The following is a 23,095-nucleotide window of genomic DNA, read 5'->3' as shown; positions in this document are numbered from 1 at the left end:
TTATCAAAGAGTTATCATGGAAAGAAAAACCCTATTAACGCATTGCTCAGACGAGCCTGGCTTGATCGCAAAGATCACCAATATCTGTTACAAACATCAACTGAACATTATTCACAACAATGAATTTGTTGATAATACCAGCGGGCATTTTTTTATGCGTACCGAGCTTGAAGGTAACTTTAACGATGCGGTATTTAAAGAAGATCTCGACTTTGCACTGCCAAATAATGCAGAGAAGACTCTGGTTGATTCGAGTAAAAAGAAAGTTGTTGTATTAGTGACCAAAGAATCTCACTGCTTGGGTGATATTTTGATGAAGACGTTCGATGGCAGTTTGAATGTCGACATTACGGCAGTGGTCAGCAACTACGATATTTTGCAGCCCTTGGTCGAAAAATTTGATATTCCATTTCGTCACGTCAGCCATGAAGGCTTGTCGCGCGAAGGACACGAGCTGAAAGTTCAAGAAGCCATTGATGATTTTGACGCCGATTACATCGTGCTAGCAAAATACATGCGCATTTTAACTCCGAGCTTCGTTGAGCATTATCAAAATCGCATTATCAATATTCACCACAGTTTCTTGCCAGCATTTATTGGTGCAAAACCTTATCTGCAAGCGTATGAGCGCGGCGTGAAAATCATCGGCGCCACTGCGCACTTTGTGACAAATGATTTAGATGAAGGCCCAATCATCAAACAAGATGTGATTCCGGTGGATCACAACTTTAGTGCACAAGATATGGCGCAAGCCGGTCGTGATGTTGAGAAAAACGTATTGAGTAAAGCGCTCAATAAAGTGGTGAATGACCACGTATTTGTGTACGGCAATAAAACGGTGATTTTATAAGAACGCTATTTTATAGACGCCACGTAATAGTGACGCCCTATAAACAATAGACTGTAAGCAACTGCGCTATAACTCGCAGTTGCTTATCCTTGTTCTGATTCAACAATTTGCTTTAAAGAATGCGGGTGCAACTTGATGCAAATTCCGTCTTTTTTAAACGCCACCGTTGGATTAGATAACCGCTCACCGTCGCCTTTCGGGCTCGATAATTTCATTTTCACATCATCATTAGGTAAAAAGCGAGTAAAGCGCTGCTGCAAATCAGCTAAATAGTCACTGGCGTGTTCTTTATCTGACGGCACCACAAATTCAATATGTTCCCAATCTTGAGCCGGATAGATTTTGCCCGCCGCAGGATATGGAAGCTCCAAACACTCAATAGACCAAGCGCCTACCTGAATGGGCGTATTAAAAGCAATCACCACTATTGGTCTGCCATTAATCTGCGCTTCTGACAGTGTCTGTCCCTGCTCTAGCCACGCTTGATGTGCCAATTTGGCTAACTGCGCATCATTAATGCGTAGCGCAATATGATCGGCCTGAAATTGAGTCAGATCTAAGCCAATCTCTTGCCCTAATGCTGCTATCTTTTGCGCAAACGCTTCGACTCGTTCTAGCATCTGTTGTGGGTGCAGACCGGCTGCCACTAAAGGTGTCATTTTTTAGCCTTTTCTTTATTTTTTAGCACTTTTGCAAAAGTTTACCTGCAACACAGAGTTTTACTATAGATTTATTCGAGATTGCACTCATTGGAGCGCTTTTAGATTGGGCATTAACTTGTTATTATTACCTACATTTTTGTGAACTACGGCACGAAAGCACTTTATTAGCTTTCTTGACACTCCTTGAATTGAAGGAATTGCGTGTGAATATTCAAGCACTTATTAACGACAAAGTATCTCAAGCACTAGAAGCGGCAGGCGCCCCAGCGGGTAGCCCGGCAGCAGTGCGTCAATCTGCAAAAGCTCAGTTTGGTGACTACCAAGCTAACGGCGTAATGGGCGTAGCAAAACGACTAGGTACAAACCCACGAGAATTTGCTCAAAAAGTGCTTGAGCACCTAGACCTTGACGGTATTGCTAGCAAAACTGAAATTGCCGGCCCTGGCTTTATCAACATCTTCCTTAGCGAAGATTTCCTAGCCAAATCAGCCAAAGCGGCACTGGCTGACTCTCGCCTTGGTGTGTCGACTGACGCGCCAACAACTATCGTTGCAGATTACTCAGCACCTAACGTGGCGAAAGAAATGCACGTAGGTCACCTTCGCTCAACCATCATTGGTGATGCGGTAGTGCGTACTTTAGAGTTCTTAGGCCATAAAGTTATCCGTGCTAACCACATCGGTGACTGGGGTACTCAGTTCGGCATGCTAATTGCTAACCTTGAACGCGTTCAAGAGCAAGAAGGCGAAGTTTCAATGAAACTGTCTGATCTGGAAGGCTTCTACCGCGAATCTAAAAAACTGTATGACGAAGACGAAGAGTTTGCAGTTAAAGCACGTAACTACGTCGTTAAGCTGCAAAGCGGCGACAAATTCTGCGTAGACATGTGGAGAAAGCTAGTTGACATCACCATGCAACAAAACCAGCTTAACTACGACCGTCTAAACGTATCACTAACTCGTGACGATGTGATGGGCGAAAGCCAATACAACCACATGTTGGCGAACGTTGTAGCAGACCTTAAAGAAAAAGGCTTGGCGCAAGAAGATGATGGCGCTCAAGTTGTATTCCTTGATGAGTTCAAAAACAAAGATGGCGACCCAATGGGCGTTATCGTGCAAAAACGTGACGGCAGCTTCCTATACACCACCACCGATATTGCATGTGCGAAATACCGTTATGAAGAACTGGGCGCAGACCGCGTACTTTACTTCATCGATTCACGTCAACATCAGCATTTAATGCAAGCATGGACTATCGTGCGTAAAGCAGGTTATGTGCCAGAAGAAGTGTCTCTAGAGCACCACGCATTTGGCATGATGCTAGGCAAAGACGGTCGTCCATTTAAGACCCGTGCTGGCGGTACGGTTCGCCTTGTCGATCTTCTAGATGAAGCGGAAGAGCGTGCACAAAAACTGATTGAGTCTAAAAACCCAACCCTTGCGGAAGATGAGAAAAAATCCATCGCAACCACAGTGGCAATGGCAGCTGTGAAATACGCTGATCTATCTAAACACCGCACGACAGATTACGTGTTCGATTGGGACAACATGCTAGCATTTGAAGGCAATACTGCGCCTTACATGCAATATGCTTATACTCGTGTTGCCTCTATCTTCGCTAAAGCGGGCGTGTCTATGGATGACTTGCAAGGCGATATCATCGTTACTGATGAAAAAGAAAAAGCGCTTATCGCTAAACTGCTACAGTTTGAAGAAGCGGTACAATCTGTCGCTCGTGAAGGTCAACCGCACATCATGTGTAGTTACCTATTTGAACTAGCAGGTCAATTCTCTGGCTTCTACGAAGCATGCCCTATCTTAGTAGCAAAAAACGAAGCGGTTAAACAGAGCCGTCTACAACTTGCTGCTCTAACAGCGAAGACCATCAAACAGGGTCTATCTCTACTGGGTATCCAAACTCTAGAGCGTATGTAATTAGCAAGCTGTGCTTGCCAATGTTTGGTGAGCTAACGTTTGGTGAGCTATAGCAATAATAGTAAAGGGTCTGAATATAACATTCAGACCCTTTTTTTATGTGCTATGACGCATTAGCGTTCGCTGAACGAGCGAATTTTCGCAAAATAATGTTAGATTGAGCGAAATGACTTCGAGATAAAAATAGTGAACAAAACCCATCACTCACGCCTACTATGGGCCGATAACTTACGCGCTTTAAGTGTCATTGCCGTGGTGTTATTGCATGTCGCTTCCGAGTTTGTCAGTGACATCGATGTTCATAACCCACTCTATGGCAGCGCCAGTTGGTGGGCAGGTAATATTTACATCTCTATCAGCCTGTGGTGTATCCCGCTATTTGTGATGATCAGTGGTTATTTTTTATTAAATAAAACAGACAGTCACCGTCTCTTCTTCAAAAAACGTTGTCGACGAATTTTAACGCCTTTAATTTTTTGGTCTGTATTTTACTCACTGTGGGTGATAGTAAAACACGCTCTAAACGACGACCTATCCAGTGCTTATTTTACGGTTGCAAAAGGTTGGGTATTGGGAGAGCCTTACTATCATCTTTGGTATTTGTTCATGATACCGTTCTTATATCTCATCACCCCTGTATTAAGGATCATCAGCAACTCAATCACGCAAAAAGAACTATTGCTCCTCATTAGCCTTTGCTTTGCATTAGCAATGCTATCCGCTGTATCCGACATTGTGCTGCTGTATTTTAACTTGAATGCAAAAATTAGCTTATTTACGCATGAGTTTTTAAACTACATCGGTTATTTCTGTCTAGGAGGCTATATTGGGAGATATGAGATAAAGCTGAATTCGAAATGGGCAACCATCGCCCTGATTACTAGTGTGCTAATCACGGTCTTAGGTAGCTATTTCATTACCCATTTGTATTTTTATTCTTACTTGAGCATCAACGTTGTTATTGCTTCAATTGCGCTATTTTTCTTAATAAAACAGCATCTCAATAGAGATTTAAAACTAGCACAATTGGCAACGTATAGTTTTGGGGTCTACCTAATACACCCTTTATTTATCAAATCTATAACGTCAATGTTTGATAATTGGCTATTGGCATACATAGACGTGGCAATTTATATCCCGCTCGTCACACTAACAAGCGTCAGCCTCTCTTACCTAACCATGCACCTCACCCACCGCACTTGCGGGGTCAGGTCTTGAAATTTGCACCTGCCCCACTCATCTCAGTTTAAGACTGCGCGTCTAACCACTCTCGCGTCACCTGATCAATTTCGCGCCCTTCGCGAGAGACTTTATAATCAAGCTCAGCAATGATTTCATTTGAGAATCTTAAGCTATCTAAGATATCTAGCTGATCTTGAGAGAAGACTTTCGCTTGGTCTTCACGCAGCAGCAATACAGCGCGGTCAACAATTCCTAACAAGCCTTTAGGCTCAATCACTTCTCTGATCGCGTATTTATGGTGTAAAAATTGCGGCTTCCATAACGGCACAATTAGCCACTGTTTCTCAGCCACAGCTTGTTCAAACGCGCTAAAGCAATCTTGCTCTGTGCCGGTATGAAAACGATAACCCGCAGCACTCAAACCATACTCTTCCATCATTTGAATGGAAAAACGAGTGATCCCTGCCCCTGCATTAATGCCTTGAATATCTTTATTCATACGCGCTAAAACTTCGGGCTTGAGTAAATCTGCTACTTCTTTGACTGATTGTTCAGGGACATAATCAGGCACACCCCAATGTGCGTAAGGTTCGTAGTGTAACCCTAGCTCAACTAAAGGCTCGACTTGCTCTACATCAGCTTTATAAATGCCGTGACTTGATGGCAACCAAGCCGATGCAATCATTCCCACTTCAGCCGATTTTAACTTAGCAAAGTTCTGTTGATGCGGTGAATAAATACGCTGCACCTGAAACCCCATATCACTCAACACATGGCTAACAATAGAAGCGGTGATGCGATGAAAAGAGAGGTCAGTAACCCCCATTTTGATTTGTTTAGACATAAATACACTCTGGTGGATATTGCGGTGGATTATCGTGCTGAATAGTGTTTTGGAATGACTCGATCTTCTGGGCGGAAAATTCCACCCAGATCAGCAAGTGACACTATCAAGCACAATTAATATTCTCAAATAACGCAAGATACGTTTAGTAGGATAGGCTTATTTTTATAGCGCGCTAGGACAAGCCACACTTACTGCAATTAGTTACGCTATATGAGTCATTTCATTTAACGTAAAGCTCGCAACTGCGCCTTCCGTTGCGGCCATATATTCAGCCAAGTGAGTGTTACCCATGTGTGTTTGCCATAGTTCACGAGATGCCCAGTTCTCATAGAAAGTAAAATGAGCTGGATTTTCATTGTCTTGGTGTAAGTCGTAGTTGATGCAACCTTCTTCTGCACGAGTCACCTCAATCAGCTTTAATAACTCTGCTTTTACCAATTCAATTTTATCTGAGTTCGCTACGATGTTGGCGATGATAGTCAGTTTAGTCATTTGATGTCTCTCTATAATTATCTGCAAATGAAGCGACATGCCTCAAAGGTATGCATATAGAATAGAAGCCCTAATAAAATACGTAAACACGCGAATGATTGAATTATTATCAAATTTTAATTGATAATGGAATTACAAAGACCCATTAATCACGACACTGCAAATTTCAAGACCTGACCCCGCACTTTGAGATAATTATTCAACGGGGTCAGGTCTTGAAATTTGCATGCTTTAGGGGTTAAGCAGGAAGAGGCTTTTATCTATTGGGATTTTTAAGTCTAACCTTATATCTTTTATTTAATTAAATAAATTACATTTCTTAACATGCATAAATATTAGAATATTATTAGGGATATTTATCCTAAATCATGGATAAAATAACCTCTACCATTTCAATATATTCGATAATTATAAAATAGAGATCTTTATCACATATATATTAAAATAATACAAGAAATGAAGTGACAGGCAGTAATAATCTAAATATCTGTTTTTACAGGAAAAATAAAGGATAATCACAGTAAACACATGTTATTAAAGACTTTATCAGAAATAAAAATAAGATATATATCACTGTTTAGCGAAGACCCAAGCGTAATATATTGTAAATAAATATTACAAGAGGTCACGAATATGAAAAGAAAAACATTAGCTATATTAATTGGCTTAGCACTCGTTGGGTGTAATGGCGAAACTCAACAAGCTGTTAAAGCACCAACTAGTACTGCTGCTGTACAGACTAATTCAACCAAACTTACACCGGCTACTGAGGTGGTTGACGCAGCACAAATTGGACCATCAACAGAAGTCCCACAAATGGCCGAGATTTTACCTGCAACCGATATTGTGCAAACACCGACTCTGCCTATTAGTAAATTTGAAGCAAATGACGCGGCTTTTAGATCAACCGGTATTCCTGAAGGGGTGACTAAAATCCCTGAAGTAAAATGTGACAAGGTATTTAACTCATTAGATGATTTAGAAAAGGTTGCTAAGGATTCCGAAAGACATCCAGAGACTTTAGCAGCAGGTTCTACGCTATGTTTAGCCGATGGGGAATATAGTGATGACCTTGACCTAAGAGTGGTAAGAGGCATGACTGTTGCCGCTGAACACTCAGGTAAAGCAATTATTAAAGATGGTGTTATTTCTATCTCGTTAAATGGCGAACATAGTCGACTTCAAGGTTTAGTATTTAAAGACATCACTTATAAAAGTGCAATGATCAATACTCGTGGTCATGACAATACTACTTGTACAGATTGTCGTATTACTGAGATTTCAGTTATTGATCCAAAAACTGTAATAGACAAACGAACAGGACAAGGCAAAGCCGGTAACCTAGTTAAACTATATGGTGATGGTAACTGGTTTGATCACAGTATTCTAAGCGGTAAAACATCCGCTAACCCTATGGTTTCATTAGTGCGTGAAAAAGGTCTGACTGACGAACAAAGAGCGCACAATATCGTGGTTTATAAAAACTACATTGCCAACCGTGCTCCCGCTGATGGCAAAATTTATGCTGGTGCACAAGACAATAACTACGAAGCTATTCGTACCGGCTTAAGTGAAACTCACGAACAAGCCAGTCACTCTTTTGTTGTTGGTAACTTGTTTGAAAATATCCAAGGTGAAGCGGAAGTTATCTCTAACAAAGCCAGTGAAAACACTATTAGTTTCAATACCATAAGAAACAGTAATGGTTCACTTACTAACCGTCATGGTCACGATAACAATATCGAAAACAACTTTATTTTAGGCGAAGGCTATCCTCTTGCCGGTGGTATTCGTATCGTTGATAACGGACATGTTATCCAAAATAACTACATCGATGGCGCACGTTACCTAAGTACAACTCACCATGGTGGTATTGTTCTATTAGGCTCTGATGGTGCAGGTGATGGTGACAACGGCTATCAACAAGTTGAAAATGTTCATATCGCACACAACACTATCGTCGACAGTGTAAACAGCTTGAACTTAGATGGCGGCGGTAAAAAAACACAGCCTCAAAATGTGTTCATCGAAAACAATATTATTGAGAAAGCGATTGGCCCTATCTTCAAAAGCTCTGATCGTGGCCTACCACCTAACTCAGAAATCTTAGGCAATATATTCTCTGGTAATCAATTCGCGGATAGCGATGGTATAAAACAGTCTCAACTCGCCAGTCAAAATAGCTTTGCGTCTGCTGAGCTTGAACGTAATACACAAGGCGACCACCTATATCGTCCAACAGCCAACACACCAAACTTAGATGCTACATTGCACGTTACCCGCAACTTCACAGCGCCTACTTATGACATGGATGGACAGTTGCGTAGTGCGATGACCACTATTGGTGCCGATGAAAGAAATGCAACCACTCGTACTGTTGCGCCATTAACCTATAAAGATGTAGGTCCAGTGACTTATAGAGTCACCAAACCAAGCCCAATAGTTGTCACCGCAGACATCAAAAATAGCACCTTTGACAACTGGTTAGAAGATTGGCAAGGTCAAGGCGGTTACACAGTGACAGGTGCAGAAGCCTTTTCTGGTCAAACACTTACACTTAGCGACAATGGTTTTATGCATCAGGATATTACTGTTATGCCAAACCATCACTACGAATTAAGTGCATTTGTGAAAGGTAACTACAAACTTTCAGTTGATGGCATTGCAAGCACCAAAGGTGATGTGAAAGGCGAACAATACAAATGGGTAAGAGTACCGTTTGATACTGGCTCAAATGACACAGTGACTGTATCTCTAGGTATTCCTGAAACAGTAACCGTAAATGCACCTCTAGTTGATGGTGACTTCACTCAATACTACAAAGGCGATAGAGAAAACTGGGTCGAGCATGAAGACAGTGTTGCAGGCCTAGGTGAAGTAGGTGGTTCTAAAGACAGCGCCTTCTCTGGCGAAGGGTCTATTCGTTTACGCTTCATTAATGGTACAGATGAGGATGGCAACAATATCGATGCCAAAAATGACTTTACTGCACAACCTAGTGTAACTCGTGTTGTCAGTGGATTACCAACCAACACAGATGTGACATTCTCTATGTACTACTGTGACAAAATGGGGGATAAATCCCTTGCAACCCTTGGCTTTGGCGCACGTACAGTAGCTGCTGAATCTCTTAAAGGAACATTACTAAAAGAAGATTTTGCGCATAACAAAGACCTAGCCAACGCACCAGAAGGTTCGAACAAAGATTGCTTCAAAAAAGTCACCACTACATTTAATACTGGTGACAATACTAGCATCGAACTCTTTGCCAACATGATAGTCGACAAAGACGGCAGTTTGACCAACGATCAAATTAAAACCGATAGCTTCTATCAAAAAAATAAATTTGAAGTGCGTCTAGATAACTTCGCCGTTTCTTACGAAGCCAAAGCAAGCGATGATTTAACCGCAAGTTTTGATGAAATACGTGCTGCAACTCGTATGGACCAAAAACCTCAACAAGCTGAATAAGTAAATCATCAACAAAGCCATGCCGTTCACTCCTGTGAGCGGCATTTTTTATTTAGGGGGTCAGGTCTTGAAATTTGCACCGACTTATCTTCTATTTTATGTTCAACACACCAACCATTTAAATCAGCGTTGGCAATACATCTTTTATAAATAGTCCTTTCTTGCAAATTTCAAGACCTGACCCCTGTAACTTATTTGCCACCCTATTGACGGTATATCCTCCATAAACAGCCCTTCCGTGCAAATTTCAAGACCTGACCCCGCTTGTGACTTACATCTCATAACTGTCTTTTGTGTGATAAGTCTGTATAATTCGTCGCCTCTAAATTCATTGCCTTTGATTGGCAGTTTCCAACTTTAATACCTAGGAATTCTTCTTTGATATCTACCGCAAACATCACCATGCAATTTGGCGCAGAGCCGTTATTTGAAAACATCTCTGCTAAGTTTGGTAACGGCAACCGCTATGGCCTAATTGGCGCAAATGGGTGTGGTAAATCAACCTTTATGAAAATCCTAAGTGGTGCATTAACACCGAGCTCTGGTAATGTGTCGATTACTCCAGGGCTTAAACTTGGCGTATTAAGCCAAGACCAGTTTGCGTTTGAGCAATACAATGTTATCGACGTTGTGATCATGGGTGACCGTAAGCTTTGGGAAATCAAACAAGAGCGTGAACGTATTTATTCTTTGCCAGAAATGAGCGAAGAAGATGGGATGAAAGTTGCGGAGCTTGAAAGCGAATTTGCTGAAATGGATGGCTACACAGCAGAAAGCCGCGCTGGGGACATATTACTGCAAGCTGGCATTGAAGAAGAATTTCACTTCGGCTTGATGCAGCAAGTGGCGCCCGGTTGGAAGCTGCGTGTGTTACTCGCGCAAGCCTTGTTTGCTAACCCAGATATTTTGCTACTTGATGAACCTACCAACAACTTGGATATCCACACCATTAACTGGCTAGGTGAAGAGCTCAATCAACGTAAGTGCACCATGATAATTATCTCGCATGACCGTCACTTCCTTAACTCTGTCTGTACCCACATGGCTGATATCGATTACGGCGAGCTTCGTATTTATCCAGGTAACTACGAATACTTCCTTGAAGCATCGGGCCTTATTCGTGAACAGTTGTTAGCAAGTAATGCCAAGAAAGCGGCTGAAATTAACGAACTGCAAGACTTTGTGAACCGTTTTGGCGCAAATGCTTCTAAAGCTAAACAAGCCAGTTCACGAGCTAAAAAGATGGATAAAATCAAGCTAGACGAGGTTAAGTCTTCTAGCCGCATCAGTCCTTCTATCGACTTTGGTGAAGGTAAAAAACTGCATCGACTTGCACTAGAACTGCAAGATCTAGGGCATGCATTTGACGATGAACTGCTATTTGAACAAGGTAATTTACTGCTTGAAGCCGGTACTCGCCTAGCAGTGATCGGAGAAAATGGCGTCGGTAAATCCACATTATTACGCTGCCTAGTCAATGAACTAGAACAAACCCAAGGCGTGGTGAAATGGTCAGAAAACGCCTCAATCGGCTATTGCCCGCAAGACAGTACCGCAGATTTTGACAATGACCTGTCTATCTTTGATTGGATTTCACAATGGCGCACCGTCAAACACGATGATCTTATGGTGCGAGGCATTCTAGGTCGTTTACTGTTCACCGCTGACGATGCCAACAAAAAAGCAAAAAACTGCTCGGGTGGTGAGAAAAACCGTCTGTTATTTGGCAAGTTAATGATGCAAGACATCAACGTACTGGTCATGGACGAACCAACCAACCACATGGATATGGAAGCCATCGAAGCGCTAAACAACGCATTGAAGGAGTACCAAGGTACACTTATCTTTGTCAGCCATGACCGTGAATTTGTTTCATCATTGGCAACCTCAATTATCGACGTAAAAGATAAAAAGCTAGTTAACTTCCAAGGCACCTACGACGAGTACTTAGCTCACCAAAAGAAAGAGCTCGCGATAGCCTAAACTTGCGGGGTCAGGTCTTGAAATTTGCAGCCTGCCCCTTCATTAAGCATTGCCAATAAAAAAAGACCTGATTGTCACAAATCAGGTCTTTTTCTATAAATATCTGAAGCTACTTTTTGCTATTAATGATATTGCGAGTCACAAAATCGCGGTTTTTCACTAATAGCCACATGACTAATCCCAAACACCCTACTCCAATCTGAATCAAACCAAGATCTTCGATAAGCGCTTGCTGACGAAGTGAAACCAACACCATCCCTAAAGAACCCGCCATCATGCTACTAAACTGAATAATCGCAACGGCAGAACCTGTGTCCTTCTCTTGCTGATCCAACATTAAATTAGTACCAGGAATTCTCGTTGTAATAATTGCCATGGTAATTGGCGCAGCAATAAAGGCGAATATCCAAGGCGATAGATGACCAATGGTAAGTGTTAACACACCCAATAATGCAATCATGACATAACATGCCGTGATGATGCTTTGCGTACGAACACGCTTGGACACTTTCATGTAAATCGTCGGGCCAAACGAGGCAAACAGCGCGTTAAATGCAAAAGCGTAACTAAATTGCTGCTCAGTCAAACCAAAGCCATTAATGTAAATATAAGAACCGGCTGCTAAAAACGCCATCAGCGCCATGGGTGTAAGAGAAAATATTGCAAGTAGAGCCACAAAGTGTGGATTTTTAAACACAGTGATGAGTCGACTCCATGAACGCAGCATCGACCCTTCATAACGATGCTCTAACGTCTCGGTGTAGCAAAGCGCCACTAGCGTTGCGACAAGCCCAAAAGAGGCTAAAAACACAAACATCATATGCCAAGAAGCGACTTTCAATAATAGTGCCCCTATGACTGGCGCGACCATAGGCGCAATAATCACCAAAGACATAATGGTCGCCATGATTTTTTCGCGCTCGCGACCGCTGAACATATCTTTAACGATTGCCGTTGCCACCACAGTGATAGCACTGCCACCAAAGGCTTGTAGAGACCTTGCACCAATTAAAATATCGATATTAAAGGCAATAGCACAAAGTACACTTGCCAACATATATACGCCAAGCCCAATCAACAATATAGGTTTGCGTCCAAACTTTTCACTCAATGGCCCCCAGAAGAGTAAGCCGACTGCATAAGTGACAAAGTAAACACTGAGGGTGAGGTTTACCATTACTTGGGTCGTATTTAAAATTTCGACCATTTGTGGCAATGCAGGTAGATACAAATCGGTCGTTAACGGAGGAAAAGCACTGATAATAACTAAAAAGAACAATGTGCCTTTATGACCAAGAATAGGTTGGTTTTTTGTCAAAATAAATCTCTATATCAAAGTTTAAGCTAGGTAAATTCGGAGGGATTTTGAGCTTAAGTCACATCAGTGTCAATCAAGTATCTAGATTAACGAGCATACCTAGGTTTAAAAAACTGCTAACAACAGCACAAATACGCTATTAACTTGATCTTATAAGACATTATAGTGTCGCCAGCCACACCTGCTCCTTTCTTTCTTCAATAACACGCCTAACCATCTTATTGCACCTACATAGTTGCAAATTTCAAGACCTGACCCCAATGTTATGTTATAACATAGCTGAAATTTCTGTGATCGCTGTTTCTTTTTAATACACTTGTTGGCACTGGTCACTGATATTCCACTGAACTAAATACAATAGGATTGTTATGACCAATATTTCGTACTCATCAGTTGCTAGAAAAAAGCGTATTGTTCGCGCTAGTTTGTTAATTGCCATCATTATAATCGGCGGTATTTTCTGGTTTTCATCTAGCCCGCAAGCAGAGCTCACTCCACAAAAATCCAATACTCTATCGATTAGTGGACCATGGGAGATCTCAAGCTTAGATCCTGCTAAACAAGGCTATATTTTGACTCGAATGCAAGTCATTGAAACCTTGTTGAACGTTAGTGATACAGGCGAGATAATTCCAGGGTTAGCCACCAAATGGCAAGTGAGTGACGATGGTCTTAATTGGTTATTCACCCTCAGAGAAAACGTGCAATTTCAAGATGGTACGAGTATGGATACTCAGTCTGTACTAAAAAGCCTGCACTTTGCGATGCAAAAACACGGCACGTTAAGTAAAGCCGAAATCGAAACAATAGACACGGTTGGCGAGCATCAAATTCGCATTCAATTGGCCCAACCATACATAGCATTTACCGCATTGTTGACTAACTATTCTACCGCTATTTTATCTAGCGCATCGTATGCAGAAAACGGGGATATTGTTGCGTTGTATGGCACAGGCCCGTATCAAATCGAACAGTTCTCTCCTCCACATAAACTTGTCGTAAAACACTATGAGCATTACTGGGGTAAAAAAGGCCAGATTCCGTTTGCTTCTTACTTAACGGGTCACCGAGCAGAGAGCCGTATTCTTCAAGCTAAATCTGGAGAAGCGGATATTGTCTTTACCTTAGACCCTTCGATGATTGGACAACTTGATGGTGGCGAAAATGTTACGGTGCACAGTAACCTGATCCCTCGAACCTTATTTGTAAAGCTTAATAGTCAGCACCCGTATCTAAAAGAAGTGCAGGCTCGACAAGCTCTTAGCATGGCGATCAATCGCAGTTCAATTGCCAACAATGTCCTGCACTCTCCTGGCTCTCAAACCACCCAGTTATTGCCAAAATCTATGTCTAAATGGTATATCCAAGACTTACCATCAGATGAGTTTAATCTGAGCCAAGCAAAAGCTTTACTGTCTCAATTGGGCTGGAAAAGTAACGACAACGGCGTTCTTACTCGCGATGGAAAACCTTTCGAACTGACTTTAATTACCTATGCCGATCGCCCTGAATTGACAACAGTTGCGACGGCTATTCAAGCTCAGTGGGCTAAATTAGGCGTTACCCTTAAAATCAACGTCACGAATTCAAGCATGATTCCCGCCGGGCACTCTGACGGTTCACTAGAAGTGGCACTTATTGCCCGCAACTTCGGTTTTATAGCTGATCCTCTGCCGATTATGAGCAGCGATTTCTCAAACGGTGGTGGCGATTGGGGAACAATGAACTGGCATAACCCTGTGGTGGACAATGCAATGTCCGAACTGCTCCAAACCAGCGATGCAGCGCAAAGCAGACTGCTGAGCCAAAAAGTAGCATTGGCTATCCATAACGATTATCCAGTACTGCCTATTTCTAGCTACAGTCAGCACACGTCGGTAAACAGTCGAGTTCAAAACTTTCATTTTGACCCGTTTGAGCGCAGTTACTTTATCAATCAGATGGAAATTAACTAATGATATGGAACTTGCTTAAAAAGCGGGTCTATCAGCTCATTCTTGTGGCATGGGGGGTGGGTACGCTCACCTTCATCTTGATGCGCAGTTTACCCGGTGATATGGCCTATCGTATTGCGGCCAGTCGTTACGGACAAGACAATGTTGATAGCGCTGCCGCTGAAATAGTAAGGCAAGAACTGCAATTAGGTGAAAGTTGGGTGCATAGCTATCTAAGTTGGCTTGGCGACCTATTGCAATTCAATCTAGGGCATTCGCTGGTTAGTGGTTTGCCTGTGATTGAAACCGTGCAACATCAGCTGGGGCATTCTCTTTTATTGGCGCTCGTTGGGATCTCACTATCGGCCCTTATTGCACTGCCTCTAGGTATTTGGTCGGCACAAAAAGGTGGGCTCATCAATACGGTGTTAGTCTGGATTTCCACCGCTGTTAAAGCTTTGCCGGTATTTGTGCTAGGGCTAGTGTTAATTGTTATTTTTGCGATGAATTTTCAACTATTTCCTGTGGCCGGCTTTGGCTCATGGAAGCATTTGGTACTACCGAGTTTAACCCTAGCGATTAGCTTAGCCGCCGTTTCTAACCGCGTGGTGCATAGCAGTGTATTAAAAGTATTGCAGTCCCCTTTTTACCAGTTTTCTCGTGTTAAAGGGCTCTCCAACTTACAAACCTTTATCAGACATGGCATACGCAATATCGCGGTTCCAGTCATCGCCTTTATTGGTATTCAACTGGTGGGCGTCATTGAAGGTATCGTTATGATTGAGTCGTTATTTTCTTGGCCTGGAGTCGGTCATGGCTTAGCGCACGCTATTTTTGCTCGTGATATACCGGTAATTCAAGGCTGCGCTCTGACTATGGGAATATTGTTTGTACTGCTTAACGGCGTAATAGACCTAATGTGCTACTGGATAGATCCGCGAGGGCAACAAGAACAATGATGACAAAAATAACCTTCAATCAACAAATGGGTTTGCTTATTTTAGTGAGCTTATTTGCATTTTCTATTGTGACTGGCTGGCTATCACCCTATAGCATTGAAGAACAAAATTTATCCATGCGTCTTATGCTGCCAAATAGTGAACATTGGCTAGGAACGGACCATTTTGGTCGTGATATGGCAACGCGCGTAGCCAGTGCCATAGCACTTTCTTTCTCGCTAAGTTTGTTGTGTGTATTTACATCATCCATTCTTGGGGTTGCCCTTGGCGTTTGTTCGGCTTGGTCTGGAGGTCGAATTGAGCAAGGTCTGGACGTTATAGTGAATATTCTATTAGCGCTGCCAGGATTAGTTCTCGTTCTGCTGCTATCAGCCATTGCTCCAGGTTCATTTCTGGTGCTTTTTCTGGCCATTGCTCTAGTACAATGGGTGGAATATTATCGCGTCACCAGAGCAATCACCAAAACTCTGATTAGTAGCCCAGAAAGACAACTTTCAGCCATGATGGGCTTTGCAAAATGGTATCAGTTCAAACGTCATATTTGGCCAACGCTGTCACCTTCGGTCTTTACCATGGCCGCATTTGGAGGAGCCAATGCCATTTTGATGATGGCCTCTTTAGGTTTTGTGTCGGTCGGTATTCAGCCTCCCCTTGCCGAATTAGGATTAATGAGTGTTGAGCTCTTTCCTTATTATGTACAAGCTCCATGGGTATTAGCCCAGCCTCTTATTGTGGTGGCGCTGTTGGTCTTAGGTTTTCATCTTTTAGCAGGTACTCGCCGTGAATCCATTAATTCGTCTGACTGAACTCTCCATTAGTATTGGCGACGTCACACTGTTACAACCACTATCGCTTGAGTTGTATCAAGACCGTCCATTAACGATTCTTGGGCAAACCGGTTCAGGGAAAAGCCTTCTTGCACAAGCGATTATTGGGTTACTTCCTGAGTCGTTACAACAATTTGGCCAAGTTGAAGTTTTTACTCAGCAACACAGCAAAACAAGCTTGAGTAAATTGTGGGGACGACAAATGATTATGTTGCCACAAGAGCCATGGCGAGCCTTAGATCCATTAATGCCTAGCTATCAACAAGTATCGGAAGTGTATGAAGAGATACATACAAAATGCGCGGAAGATGCGTTTAATGCCTCGATTGCTGACCTCGAAAAAGTGGGATTAAAAGAGAGTGCATTTAAGCGTCCAGGCCAGCTTTCTGGCGGTATGGCACAACGTCTGGCGGTTACCGCTGCAACCGCCGGCGGAGCTAGACTTATTTTAGCGGATGAGCCGACCAAAGGTTTAGATTTCAGCCGTCGAAATGACATTATTCAATTGCTGCAACAGAGCTCTCAAGGGGGGGGATTACTGACCATCACTCATGACATTGAAGTTGCCCGTCAACTCGGTGGCGATATTATAGTCATGAAAGAGGGTGTGGTAGTTGAACAAGGTAGCGCTCAACAAATTCTAACTTCTGCAAAGCATCCATATACCAAAGCATTGATTGCGGCTGACCCTCGTCATTGGGATAAACTTAATCACACTCAGCCTTTAGGTAAGCCGATATTAGACGTTAGCAAACTGGCTATTGGTCGCAACCACCAGCCTTTATCACACAGCATCAACTTAACTTTACATGCCGGTGAAGTGATGGGTGTTGTCGGAGACAGTGGCTGCGGTAAAAGCACCTTAGGCGATACTTTACTTGGGCTTTTACCTGCTTTGAGTGGCAACATCCACAAGTTAACACGTGGCGATAAACCTTACCAATGGCAAAAGCTATTTCAAGATCCACCTTCGGCTTTTACTGCCAGTGTCACCTTGGGGACATTGCTTGACGACCTGGTCAAACTGCATAAATTAGACCGAGCAAAAATCTCACCTCTCATGCAAAAGCTTAAATTAGATCCAGAATTATTAGAGAGGAAAAGTACCGCTGTTTCAGGAGGTGAACTGCAACGCTTTGCGATTTTACGCGCTTTGTTGCTAGAGCCCGTGTTTCTATTTGCCGATGAACCCACGTCTCGTCTTGATCCTATCATTGCCAAAGAAGTGACCGAGTTATTGGTCAACCTAGCAAAAGAACAAGGCTGTGCATTATTGATGGTCAGTCATGACCCCGAGCTTATTGCGAAACGATGTGACTCGGTGATTCAGCTTCATTAAATCTGCCTATTTAACGATGTTTCTTGCTTTAGTTATCGAATTCAAAAGTAAGAAACATCGTTCATCCATTCAAGCCTTAAAAGTATGATAAGTGCAAATTTCAAGACCTGACCCCGCAATGAGAGCCTGTTATTTTAGGGGGTCGTTGTCTGGGAGTGCTTTGTGCATCCATAGGGCTAGGCGTTTTTTGATGTTTGGGCCGTCTTGTTTGTCTTCTGGGAGAGGGGCGATTTGTTTTACGCCGACTAAGAATAGGTAGACAGATTGTACTTTTAAAGGCTGTGTCGAACTTGGCAAATCAAACCCTTGCATCTTTGCCATCTTAAAACCGACTTCTATTGCTTTTTTAACTAGCTTGTCTTCGTTATGGATCTTAGCGGTTTTTGACATAGTAAACTCATCCTTTGTATTGATTTAAGAATGAGTATACCAAACCAGAAAGCTTACACGTATATCTAGATCTCAAGTTAGGAAAGCACCCAAAAGTGTCATGCATACACAAATTATAGCGCCGGCACTAATTTCACTAATCCAATACGTCGAGTTTCAAAAATAAGCACAAGTAACAGCAATATACCGGTTACGCCAAGTCCAATGCCAATCCCGCCCCAAATGCCCGCTAGGCCGTAACTTTTCATCAAAAACCAAGCAGCAGGAAGACCAAATACCCAGTAGCCAATTGCCGTTATAATGGTAGGGACCACGACTATCTTCATGCCGCGCAGTAGGTTAATGGCAAGCAATTGCCATGCATCTACGACAAAGCACAACGCCACTACCCAGATGACAGAAACCAGCATATCGCTAAGCTCGTGACTGCTGCCACTATCGAGTTGGAATAAATTAGCAATCACTTCGGGCCAAATCGCAAAGGCACTGGCAATCACTAGGCTTAATATAGTGACTGCAATAAAGCTCTTACTGGCTATTTTCTTGATGCCCGCAAAGTTATTGGCGCCGTATTCTTTACCCACCAAAATGGCTGATGCTTGAGCAAAGCCAAAATTCACATTCCAAGTAAAGGATAAGCACTGCAACATAATTTGGTGTAACGCCAAAGATGCCACGCTGATACTTCCTGCCATCAAGGTGCCGCCATAAATCAACCCATGCTCTAGTAAAGCGGCTAACGCAATTGGGCTTCCCATGGCTAGCATAGGTAATAGCAGTTTTGCTGAGTATTCATCGGTATTTATCCAAGGAGAAAATCGCAGGTATTTATGTTGGCGAAATACCCAAAATCCGTAACCTAAAAGCACAATCCAAGCCGATAACGCGGTGCCATAACCTAGCCCGGCAATGCCCCACTGCAAATTAAAGGCCATGAAGTAACTAATGGGTACATTGATGAACACCGTAATAATAGACATGATCATCACAGAGCGTACATCACCAAAAGTGCTGGTTAATCCTCTGAGTACCAATAGCAATAAAGTAGGCAACATGGCCCATTTAAGCGCATTCAAATATTGCATTGCGACGGCAACTACTTCAGGTGATTGCTTCGCCTCGATTAACAATTGTGGCGCAAAATGAAAACTGAACGTGAGGGCGATGCTTAATAGTACAGAAAGCATGACCGCCCCTTTTACTGCAAAACGTATCTGCTGATGACCAAACTCCGGACGGGCAATACTTTGTCCATAAGCAATCGCAATTAGGTTGGCGACACAACCGACAATGCTTCCTGCCACAAGAAAAACAAACGAATACACCGAAGCACCCAGTCCACCAGCAGCCAAATCAGCGACACTAATGTGAGACATCATCCATACGTCGGTGAGCACCAATGCCATACCGATGAGTTGGGATAATGTAAGTGGCAACGCCAATTTTAAAATGTTTTTCATAATGACCTCATTGAATAGCTAGCCAAAGTAATGATTATTGAGCTAGCATTCAATTAACATTTACGCCTCTTGGCATTACTTGAAGTCATGTGAAGTTACAATGAAATCGTATCCAGACATTCCCTATTCTCACAACAGCCTAAAAATGTTTGAAAGTGTGGCAAGGCACTTAAGCTTTACCGAAGCCGCCAACGAGCAAAATGTCACGCAAAGTGCCGTCAGTCGCCAAATAAAGCAGTTGGAACAAGGGATTGGGGTTAACCTTATTATCCGCAAACATCGCAGTATCGAGTTGACGGCGCAAGGCAGTGAATTGTTTGCTGTATTGCAAAGAAACTATCAAAACATACAGACACTACTTGAGTCGTGGCGACCTGAGACACAAAAGCGCATCGTAATAAAAGCGGCGTTAAGTTATGCCACGCGATCCTTATTGCCTAAGATCCAGCAGTTACAAGAGCGTTACCCTGAGTATGAAATTGTGGTGATCCCAACCATTGAAGAAGACGAAGCGCTAAGCTCAACCGACTATGACCTATTGATCTTAAATTCACGCGTGCCTCATCGTTATAAAGATCGCAGCGATGTGCTCTTTTTAAGAGATGAGTATATGGCTCCAGTATGCTCACAAGAGTTATATGCCCATGACCCCAATTTTGATGCCCTACTGCGTTTGCCTCGCTTGCACCCTACCCTTGATCATCACGATTGGAAAACATGGCTCAGCACTGTTGGGCATCAAGATGCCATTAAGGTGCGCAATACCACCTTCTTTACCTTAGATCTGGCATTAAGTGCCTGCTTATCAGGACAAGGCGTCACCGTGACTGATTTACTGCTCATCTTGCCAGAGCTAGAACATGGCTATCTAGTTTGCCCTAACAAAGCACAAATTCAGCCCAGCGCTTGGCAATACTTTTGCCATTGCAGAAGCACGTCAACTATCGTCGCCGACATAAGCCAATGGATACAAAGTGAGACAAAGAAAGAGCTCGATACATTACAAAGGCTTAGCCATGATTTTGAATGGTATATGGTGCAGACTTAGCCCATAGAAAGGTGGGTTTTATCACAATAATAATTGAACGGGATATTTATGAGGTTAAAGTGAATATTCAGTCGCATTTTATAAATATCAATATCTTACTGAAATTAGAAAAGGCTTTTACAATGCGGAGGAAGGGGAATAAACAAAGATTTACACAATAAATAAGCTCTTGATCACATTTTTCAAATCAAGCGCTCATAAATACAATTTTCAGGGTTTCAACTTTACCTACAAACTGATTAACTTGCCACACCTAGAGCGTGAGTTAATTTTTATATAAGTGTACACTTTTGTTTACACTCTCTTTTTTAGCGCCTAGTTCTACACATAACAGATAATTTGGAGACATTGTGGCGACTGGAAATACAACCGCAGCCCCTCGTGATAACTGGGGTTCAAAACTTGGATTTGTAATGGCAGCAGCAGGTTCGGCTGTTGGTCTTGGTAATATTTGGAAATTCCCATACACAGCTGGTGAAAACGGTGGCGGTGCTTTTGTACTTATCTATCTTGCCTTTGTTATTGTGATTGGTTTTAGTGTCATGCTAACAGAATTTGCCATCGGTCGTCATACAAGTCGCTCTGTCGTAGGCTCTTTTAAATCTACGGATAAACGTTGGAGTTTTGTCGGTATTATCGGCGTGCTTAGTGGTCTATTAATCATGGGGTTTTACCCAGTTGTCGGCGGTTGGGCACTGGCCTACGTACCAAAGATAGCCACTGGCTTACTCGATACTCCAGAAGCCATCGGTGACAGCTTCGGCGGATTTATTTCTGATCCTGTGCAGCCACTACTATGGATGGCAGCTTACCTAGTCCTCAACATTGTGATTGTGAGTAAAGGCATTTCAGGTGGTATAGAAAAAGCAGGCAAGATCCTTATGCCTCTACTGTTCCTTATCCTTATCGTAGTTGCGGTTAAAGGGCTTACACTACCGGGCGCAAGTGCCGGTCTTGAGTTCCTGTTTAAACCTGATTTCAGCAAAGTAGACAGCCATGTTGTACTGGCCGCACTTGGTCAAGCCTTCTTCTCTCTATCTCTAGGTATGGGCGCGATGATTACTTATGGTAGCTACCTGAAGAAGAAAGAAAACCTAGTACAAACCACAGGTATGGTTGTTGGCATGGATACCGCAGTTGCATTACTGGCAGGTATCGCCATGTTCCCTGCAATGTTTGCCTTTAACATGGAACCGGCAGCAGGCCCAGGCCTAGTATTCGTTGTTGTGCCACAGCTATTTGCTGAAATGGGACACGTAGGTTTGCTATTTGCCCTGATGTTCTTTGTCGGCCTAACAGTAGCGGCACTGACCTCTTCTGTTTCACTACTTGAAGTTGTGGTTTCTTACCTTATTGAAGAAAAAGGCATGAAACGTGTAACAGCGGTACTTTCTGCAAGTTGCGTAATGGCTGTGATGTGTGTATTTGCGTCACTCTCTCTTGGTGGCATTGGACCAAAACTGTTCGATACAGGCGTGTTTGATATTTTCGACCTTCTGACTGATAAAGTATTCCTAGCGGTTGGCGGCATGTTTATCTGTATCTTTGCGGGCTGGCGTTTAAATCGTATCGATTTGGAAAAAGAAATCACCAACAATGGCAAAGTCTCTTTCCCTCTGTTTGGCCTTTGGTACAACCTAGTTAAATACGTGATTCCATTTGCGGTTGCCGTGGTAGCTTGTGCGGGCATATTGAGCGGATTTGAAAGCGGCAAAGGCGCTATCATGATTTTGGCTTTGGTTATTATCGGTAGCACGGCGCTGATTTCTAAGAAGCTTTAAGCTCTAGTCTAGTTAATGATCGCAATTTAAACCTCACGGTCAAATCATCGTGGCTTTGTGGTGCTGAATAAAAGGAGTTCATTATTGAACTCCTTTTTTGCGTTAGGTGTTTGTTTATCACTGCATTGGTTTTAAATAAGAGGGGCTGATTGGTTTTCCCCCCACCAACAAATACCCACAATCTCAATAAACAGATTTGCCTCATCCACAAAATTTGATACTTTAAACGGACTTCAGGGCGGGGTGAAACTCCCCACCGGTGGTAAAAGCCTAGCTTGAGCCCACGAGCGCCTTAGTCTCTACCTTTATAAGTAGCGATTAAGGGACAGCAGATCTGGTGTGAATCCAGAGCCGACGGTTATAGTCCGGATGAAAGAAGTGACACAATTGATTTAACCCAATGACGCCTAGTGATCCTCACTTAAGGCGGTTTTGTGTTTTGCGTAAACTCATCCACTAGCCTTATACCAATCACACTAAGTAAGTGATCAGAGCTAGCGCAGGAAAAATACTCGAGAACAAGGCAGAATTTTTCGATAAGTAGTTATTCTACAATCAAAAATTCTAACGCCGTTATCGAGCATTTTAACAAGCTAGAATGACCAGTTATTTAGT

Annotated in this window: 17 protein-coding genes and 1 riboswitch; of the genes, 11 read left to right on the top strand and 6 right to left on the bottom strand. The window is 42.8% G+C overall.

What is annotated here, in order from left to right; translation table 11 throughout:
• The first annotated feature begins 16 nt into the window (after nucleotides 1–16).
• Nucleotides 17–850, top strand: a complete 834-nt coding sequence (gene purU, locus VHA01S_RS01785) for a formyltetrahydrofolate deformylase (RefSeq protein WP_023402636.1) — start codon at nucleotides 17–19, stop codon at nucleotides 848–850.
• Between the two features lie 83 nt (nucleotides 851–933).
• On the opposite strand, the gene VHA01S_RS01780 is transcribed toward purU, so the two are convergent.
• Nucleotides 934–1,509, bottom strand: coding sequence for a VOC family protein (locus tag VHA01S_RS01780; RefSeq protein ID WP_023402635.1), 576 nt, complete (start codon nucleotides 1,507–1,509; stop codon nucleotides 934–936).
• A 206-nt stretch (nucleotides 1,510–1,715) separates the two neighbouring features.
• On the opposite strand from VHA01S_RS01780, the gene argS reads away from it, so the two are divergent.
• Both argS and VHA01S_RS01770 read left to right on the top strand, forming a co-directional pair.
• Nucleotides 1,716–3,449: an arginine--tRNA ligase gene (argS, locus tag VHA01S_RS01775; protein ID WP_023402634.1), complete on the top strand. Its 1,734-nt coding sequence runs from the start codon at nucleotides 1,716–1,718 to the stop codon at nucleotides 3,447–3,449.
• A gap of 186 nt (nucleotides 3,450–3,635) precedes the next feature.
• On the top strand, nucleotides 3,636–4,667 hold the full coding sequence (locus tag VHA01S_RS01770) for an acyltransferase (protein WP_023402633.1): 1,032 nt from the start codon (nucleotides 3,636–3,638) through the stop codon (nucleotides 4,665–4,667).
• A gap of 28 nt (nucleotides 4,668–4,695) precedes the next feature.
• Here VHA01S_RS01770 and VHA01S_RS01765 read toward each other — a convergent pair whose 3' ends face one another.
• Together VHA01S_RS01765 and VHA01S_RS01760 are read right to left on the bottom strand one after the other, a co-directional pair.
• Entirely contained in the window at nucleotides 4,696–5,475 is a 780-nt protein-coding gene (locus VHA01S_RS01765) for a glycine betaine ABC transporter substrate-binding protein (RefSeq protein WP_023402632.1), read from the bottom strand.
• Between the two features lie 204 nt (nucleotides 5,476–5,679).
• Nucleotides 5,680–5,970, bottom strand: coding sequence for a putative quinol monooxygenase (locus VHA01S_RS01760; protein WP_023402631.1), 291 nt, complete (start codon nucleotides 5,968–5,970; stop codon nucleotides 5,680–5,682).
• Between the two features lie 633 nt (nucleotides 5,971–6,603).
• On the opposite strand from VHA01S_RS01760, the gene VHA01S_RS01755 reads away from it, so the two are divergent.
• The gene (locus VHA01S_RS01755; protein WP_023402630.1) at nucleotides 6,604–9,441 is read left to right on the top strand and encodes a polysaccharide lyase 6 family protein; all 2,838 of its coding nucleotides are present in this window, start codon (nucleotides 6,604–6,606) and stop codon (nucleotides 9,439–9,441) included.
• A gap of 378 nt (nucleotides 9,442–9,819) precedes the next feature.
• A complete protein-coding gene (locus VHA01S_RS01750; RefSeq protein WP_023402628.1) occupies nucleotides 9,820–11,424 on the top strand; it encodes an ABC-F family ATPase in 1,605 nt (534 codons plus the stop codon).
• 109 nt (nucleotides 11,425–11,533) lie between these two features.
• Here the strand turns inward: VHA01S_RS01750 and VHA01S_RS01745 are convergent, their stop codons facing one another.
• Nucleotides 11,534–12,742: a multidrug effflux MFS transporter gene (locus tag VHA01S_RS01745; protein ID WP_023402627.1), complete on the bottom strand. Its 1,209-nt coding sequence runs from the start codon at nucleotides 12,740–12,742 to the stop codon at nucleotides 11,534–11,536.
• A gap of 368 nt (nucleotides 12,743–13,110) precedes the next feature.
• Here VHA01S_RS01745 and VHA01S_RS01740 point away from each other — a divergent pair, with 368 nt between their 5' ends.
• The 4 genes from VHA01S_RS01740 to VHA01S_RS01725 are packed head-to-tail and all read left to right on the top strand — an operon-like array spanning nucleotide 13,111 to nucleotide 17,801.
• Nucleotides 13,111–14,697 (top strand): ABC transporter substrate-binding protein, encoded by a 1,587-nt coding sequence (locus VHA01S_RS01740; RefSeq protein ID WP_023402626.1) that lies wholly within the window; start codon nucleotides 13,111–13,113, stop codon nucleotides 14,695–14,697.
• A 2-nt stretch (nucleotides 14,698–14,699) separates the two neighbouring features.
• The gene (locus tag VHA01S_RS01735) at nucleotides 14,700–15,635 is read left to right on the top strand and encodes an ABC transporter permease (protein ID WP_119006062.1); all 936 of its coding nucleotides are present in this window, start codon (nucleotides 14,700–14,702) and stop codon (nucleotides 15,633–15,635) included.
• Nucleotides 15,635–16,441, top strand: a complete 807-nt coding sequence (locus tag VHA01S_RS01730) for an ABC transporter permease (protein ID WP_023402624.1) — start codon at nucleotides 15,635–15,637, stop codon at nucleotides 16,439–16,441. Before VHA01S_RS01735 ends, VHA01S_RS01730 begins: the two co-directional genes overlap by 1 nt.
• Nucleotides 16,416–17,801, top strand: coding sequence for an ABC transporter ATP-binding protein (locus VHA01S_RS01725; protein WP_023402623.1), 1,386 nt, complete (start codon nucleotides 16,416–16,418; stop codon nucleotides 17,799–17,801). Before VHA01S_RS01730 ends, VHA01S_RS01725 begins: the two co-directional genes overlap by 26 nt.
• Before the next feature lie 129 nt (nucleotides 17,802–17,930).
• Here the strand turns inward: VHA01S_RS01725 and VHA01S_RS01720 are convergent, their stop codons facing one another.
• Together VHA01S_RS01720 and VHA01S_RS01715 are read right to left on the bottom strand one after the other, a co-directional pair.
• Nucleotides 17,931–18,191 carry a DUF5062 family protein gene (locus VHA01S_RS01720; RefSeq protein WP_021711953.1) on the bottom strand — a complete coding sequence of 87 codons (261 nt, stop codon included), beginning with the start codon at nucleotides 18,189–18,191 and terminating at the stop codon, nucleotides 17,931–17,933.
• 113 nt (nucleotides 18,192–18,304) lie between these two features.
• Nucleotides 18,305–19,651 (bottom strand): MATE family efflux transporter, encoded by a 1,347-nt coding sequence (locus tag VHA01S_RS01715; RefSeq protein WP_023402622.1) that lies wholly within the window; start codon nucleotides 19,649–19,651, stop codon nucleotides 18,305–18,307.
• A 100-nt stretch (nucleotides 19,652–19,751) separates the two neighbouring features.
• Between VHA01S_RS01715 and VHA01S_RS01710 the strand changes: the two genes are divergently transcribed.
• Both VHA01S_RS01710 and VHA01S_RS01700 read left to right on the top strand, forming a co-directional pair.
• Complete coding sequence (locus tag VHA01S_RS01710; RefSeq protein ID WP_023402621.1) at nucleotides 19,752–20,699, top strand: LysR family transcriptional regulator; 948 nt, start codon at nucleotides 19,752–19,754, stop codon at nucleotides 20,697–20,699.
• Nucleotides 20,700–21,049: 350 nt separating this feature from the next.
• Nucleotides 21,050–22,480, top strand: a complete 1,431-nt coding sequence (locus VHA01S_RS01700; protein WP_023402619.1) for a sodium-dependent transporter — start codon at nucleotides 21,050–21,052, stop codon at nucleotides 22,478–22,480.
• 225 nt (nucleotides 22,481–22,705) lie between these two features.
• Nucleotides 22,706–22,865: riboswitch (FMN riboswitch) on the top strand.
• Nucleotides 22,866–23,095: the final 230 nt, after the last annotated feature.

This window comes from Vibrio halioticoli NBRC 102217, from assembly GCF_000496695.1.
GTDB classification, from domain to species: Bacteria; Pseudomonadota; Gammaproteobacteria; order Enterobacterales; family Vibrionaceae; genus Vibrio; species Vibrio halioticoli.
Note: the sequence above shows the minus strand (reverse complement) of the source record. Positions and strands in the feature narration are given on the sequence as shown.

Excerpts from the sequence above, each read along its gene's own strand:
- purU (WP_023402636.1), top strand. The coding sequence starts at position 17 with ATGGAAAGAAAAACCCTATTAACGCATTGCTCAGACGAGCCTGGCTTG.
- VHA01S_RS01780 (WP_023402635.1), bottom strand. The coding sequence starts at position 1,509 with ATGACACCTTTAGTGGCAGCCGGTCTGCACCCACAACAGATGCTAGAA.
- VHA01S_RS01765 (WP_023402632.1), bottom strand. The coding sequence starts at position 5,475 with ATGTCTAAACAAATCAAAATGGGGGTTACTGACCTCTCTTTTCATCGC.
- VHA01S_RS01760 (WP_023402631.1), bottom strand. The coding sequence starts at position 5,970 with ATGACTAAACTGACTATCATCGCCAACATCGTAGCGAACTCAGATAAA.
- VHA01S_RS01755 (WP_023402630.1), top strand. The coding sequence starts at position 6,604 with ATGAAAAGAAAAACATTAGCTATATTAATTGGCTTAGCACTCGTTGGG.
- VHA01S_RS01740 (WP_023402626.1), top strand. The coding sequence starts at position 13,111 with ATGACCAATATTTCGTACTCATCAGTTGCTAGAAAAAAGCGTATTGTT.
- VHA01S_RS01730 (WP_023402624.1), top strand. The coding sequence starts at position 15,635 with ATGACAAAAATAACCTTCAATCAACAAATGGGTTTGCTTATTTTAGTG.
- VHA01S_RS01720 (WP_021711953.1), bottom strand. The coding sequence starts at position 18,191 with ATGTCAAAAACCGCTAAGATCCATAACGAAGACAAGCTAGTTAAAAAA.
- VHA01S_RS01715 (WP_023402622.1), bottom strand. The coding sequence starts at position 19,651 with ATGAAAAACATTTTAAAATTGGCGTTGCCACTTACATTATCCCAACTC.
- VHA01S_RS01710 (WP_023402621.1), top strand. The coding sequence starts at position 19,752 with ATGAAATCGTATCCAGACATTCCCTATTCTCACAACAGCCTAAAAATG.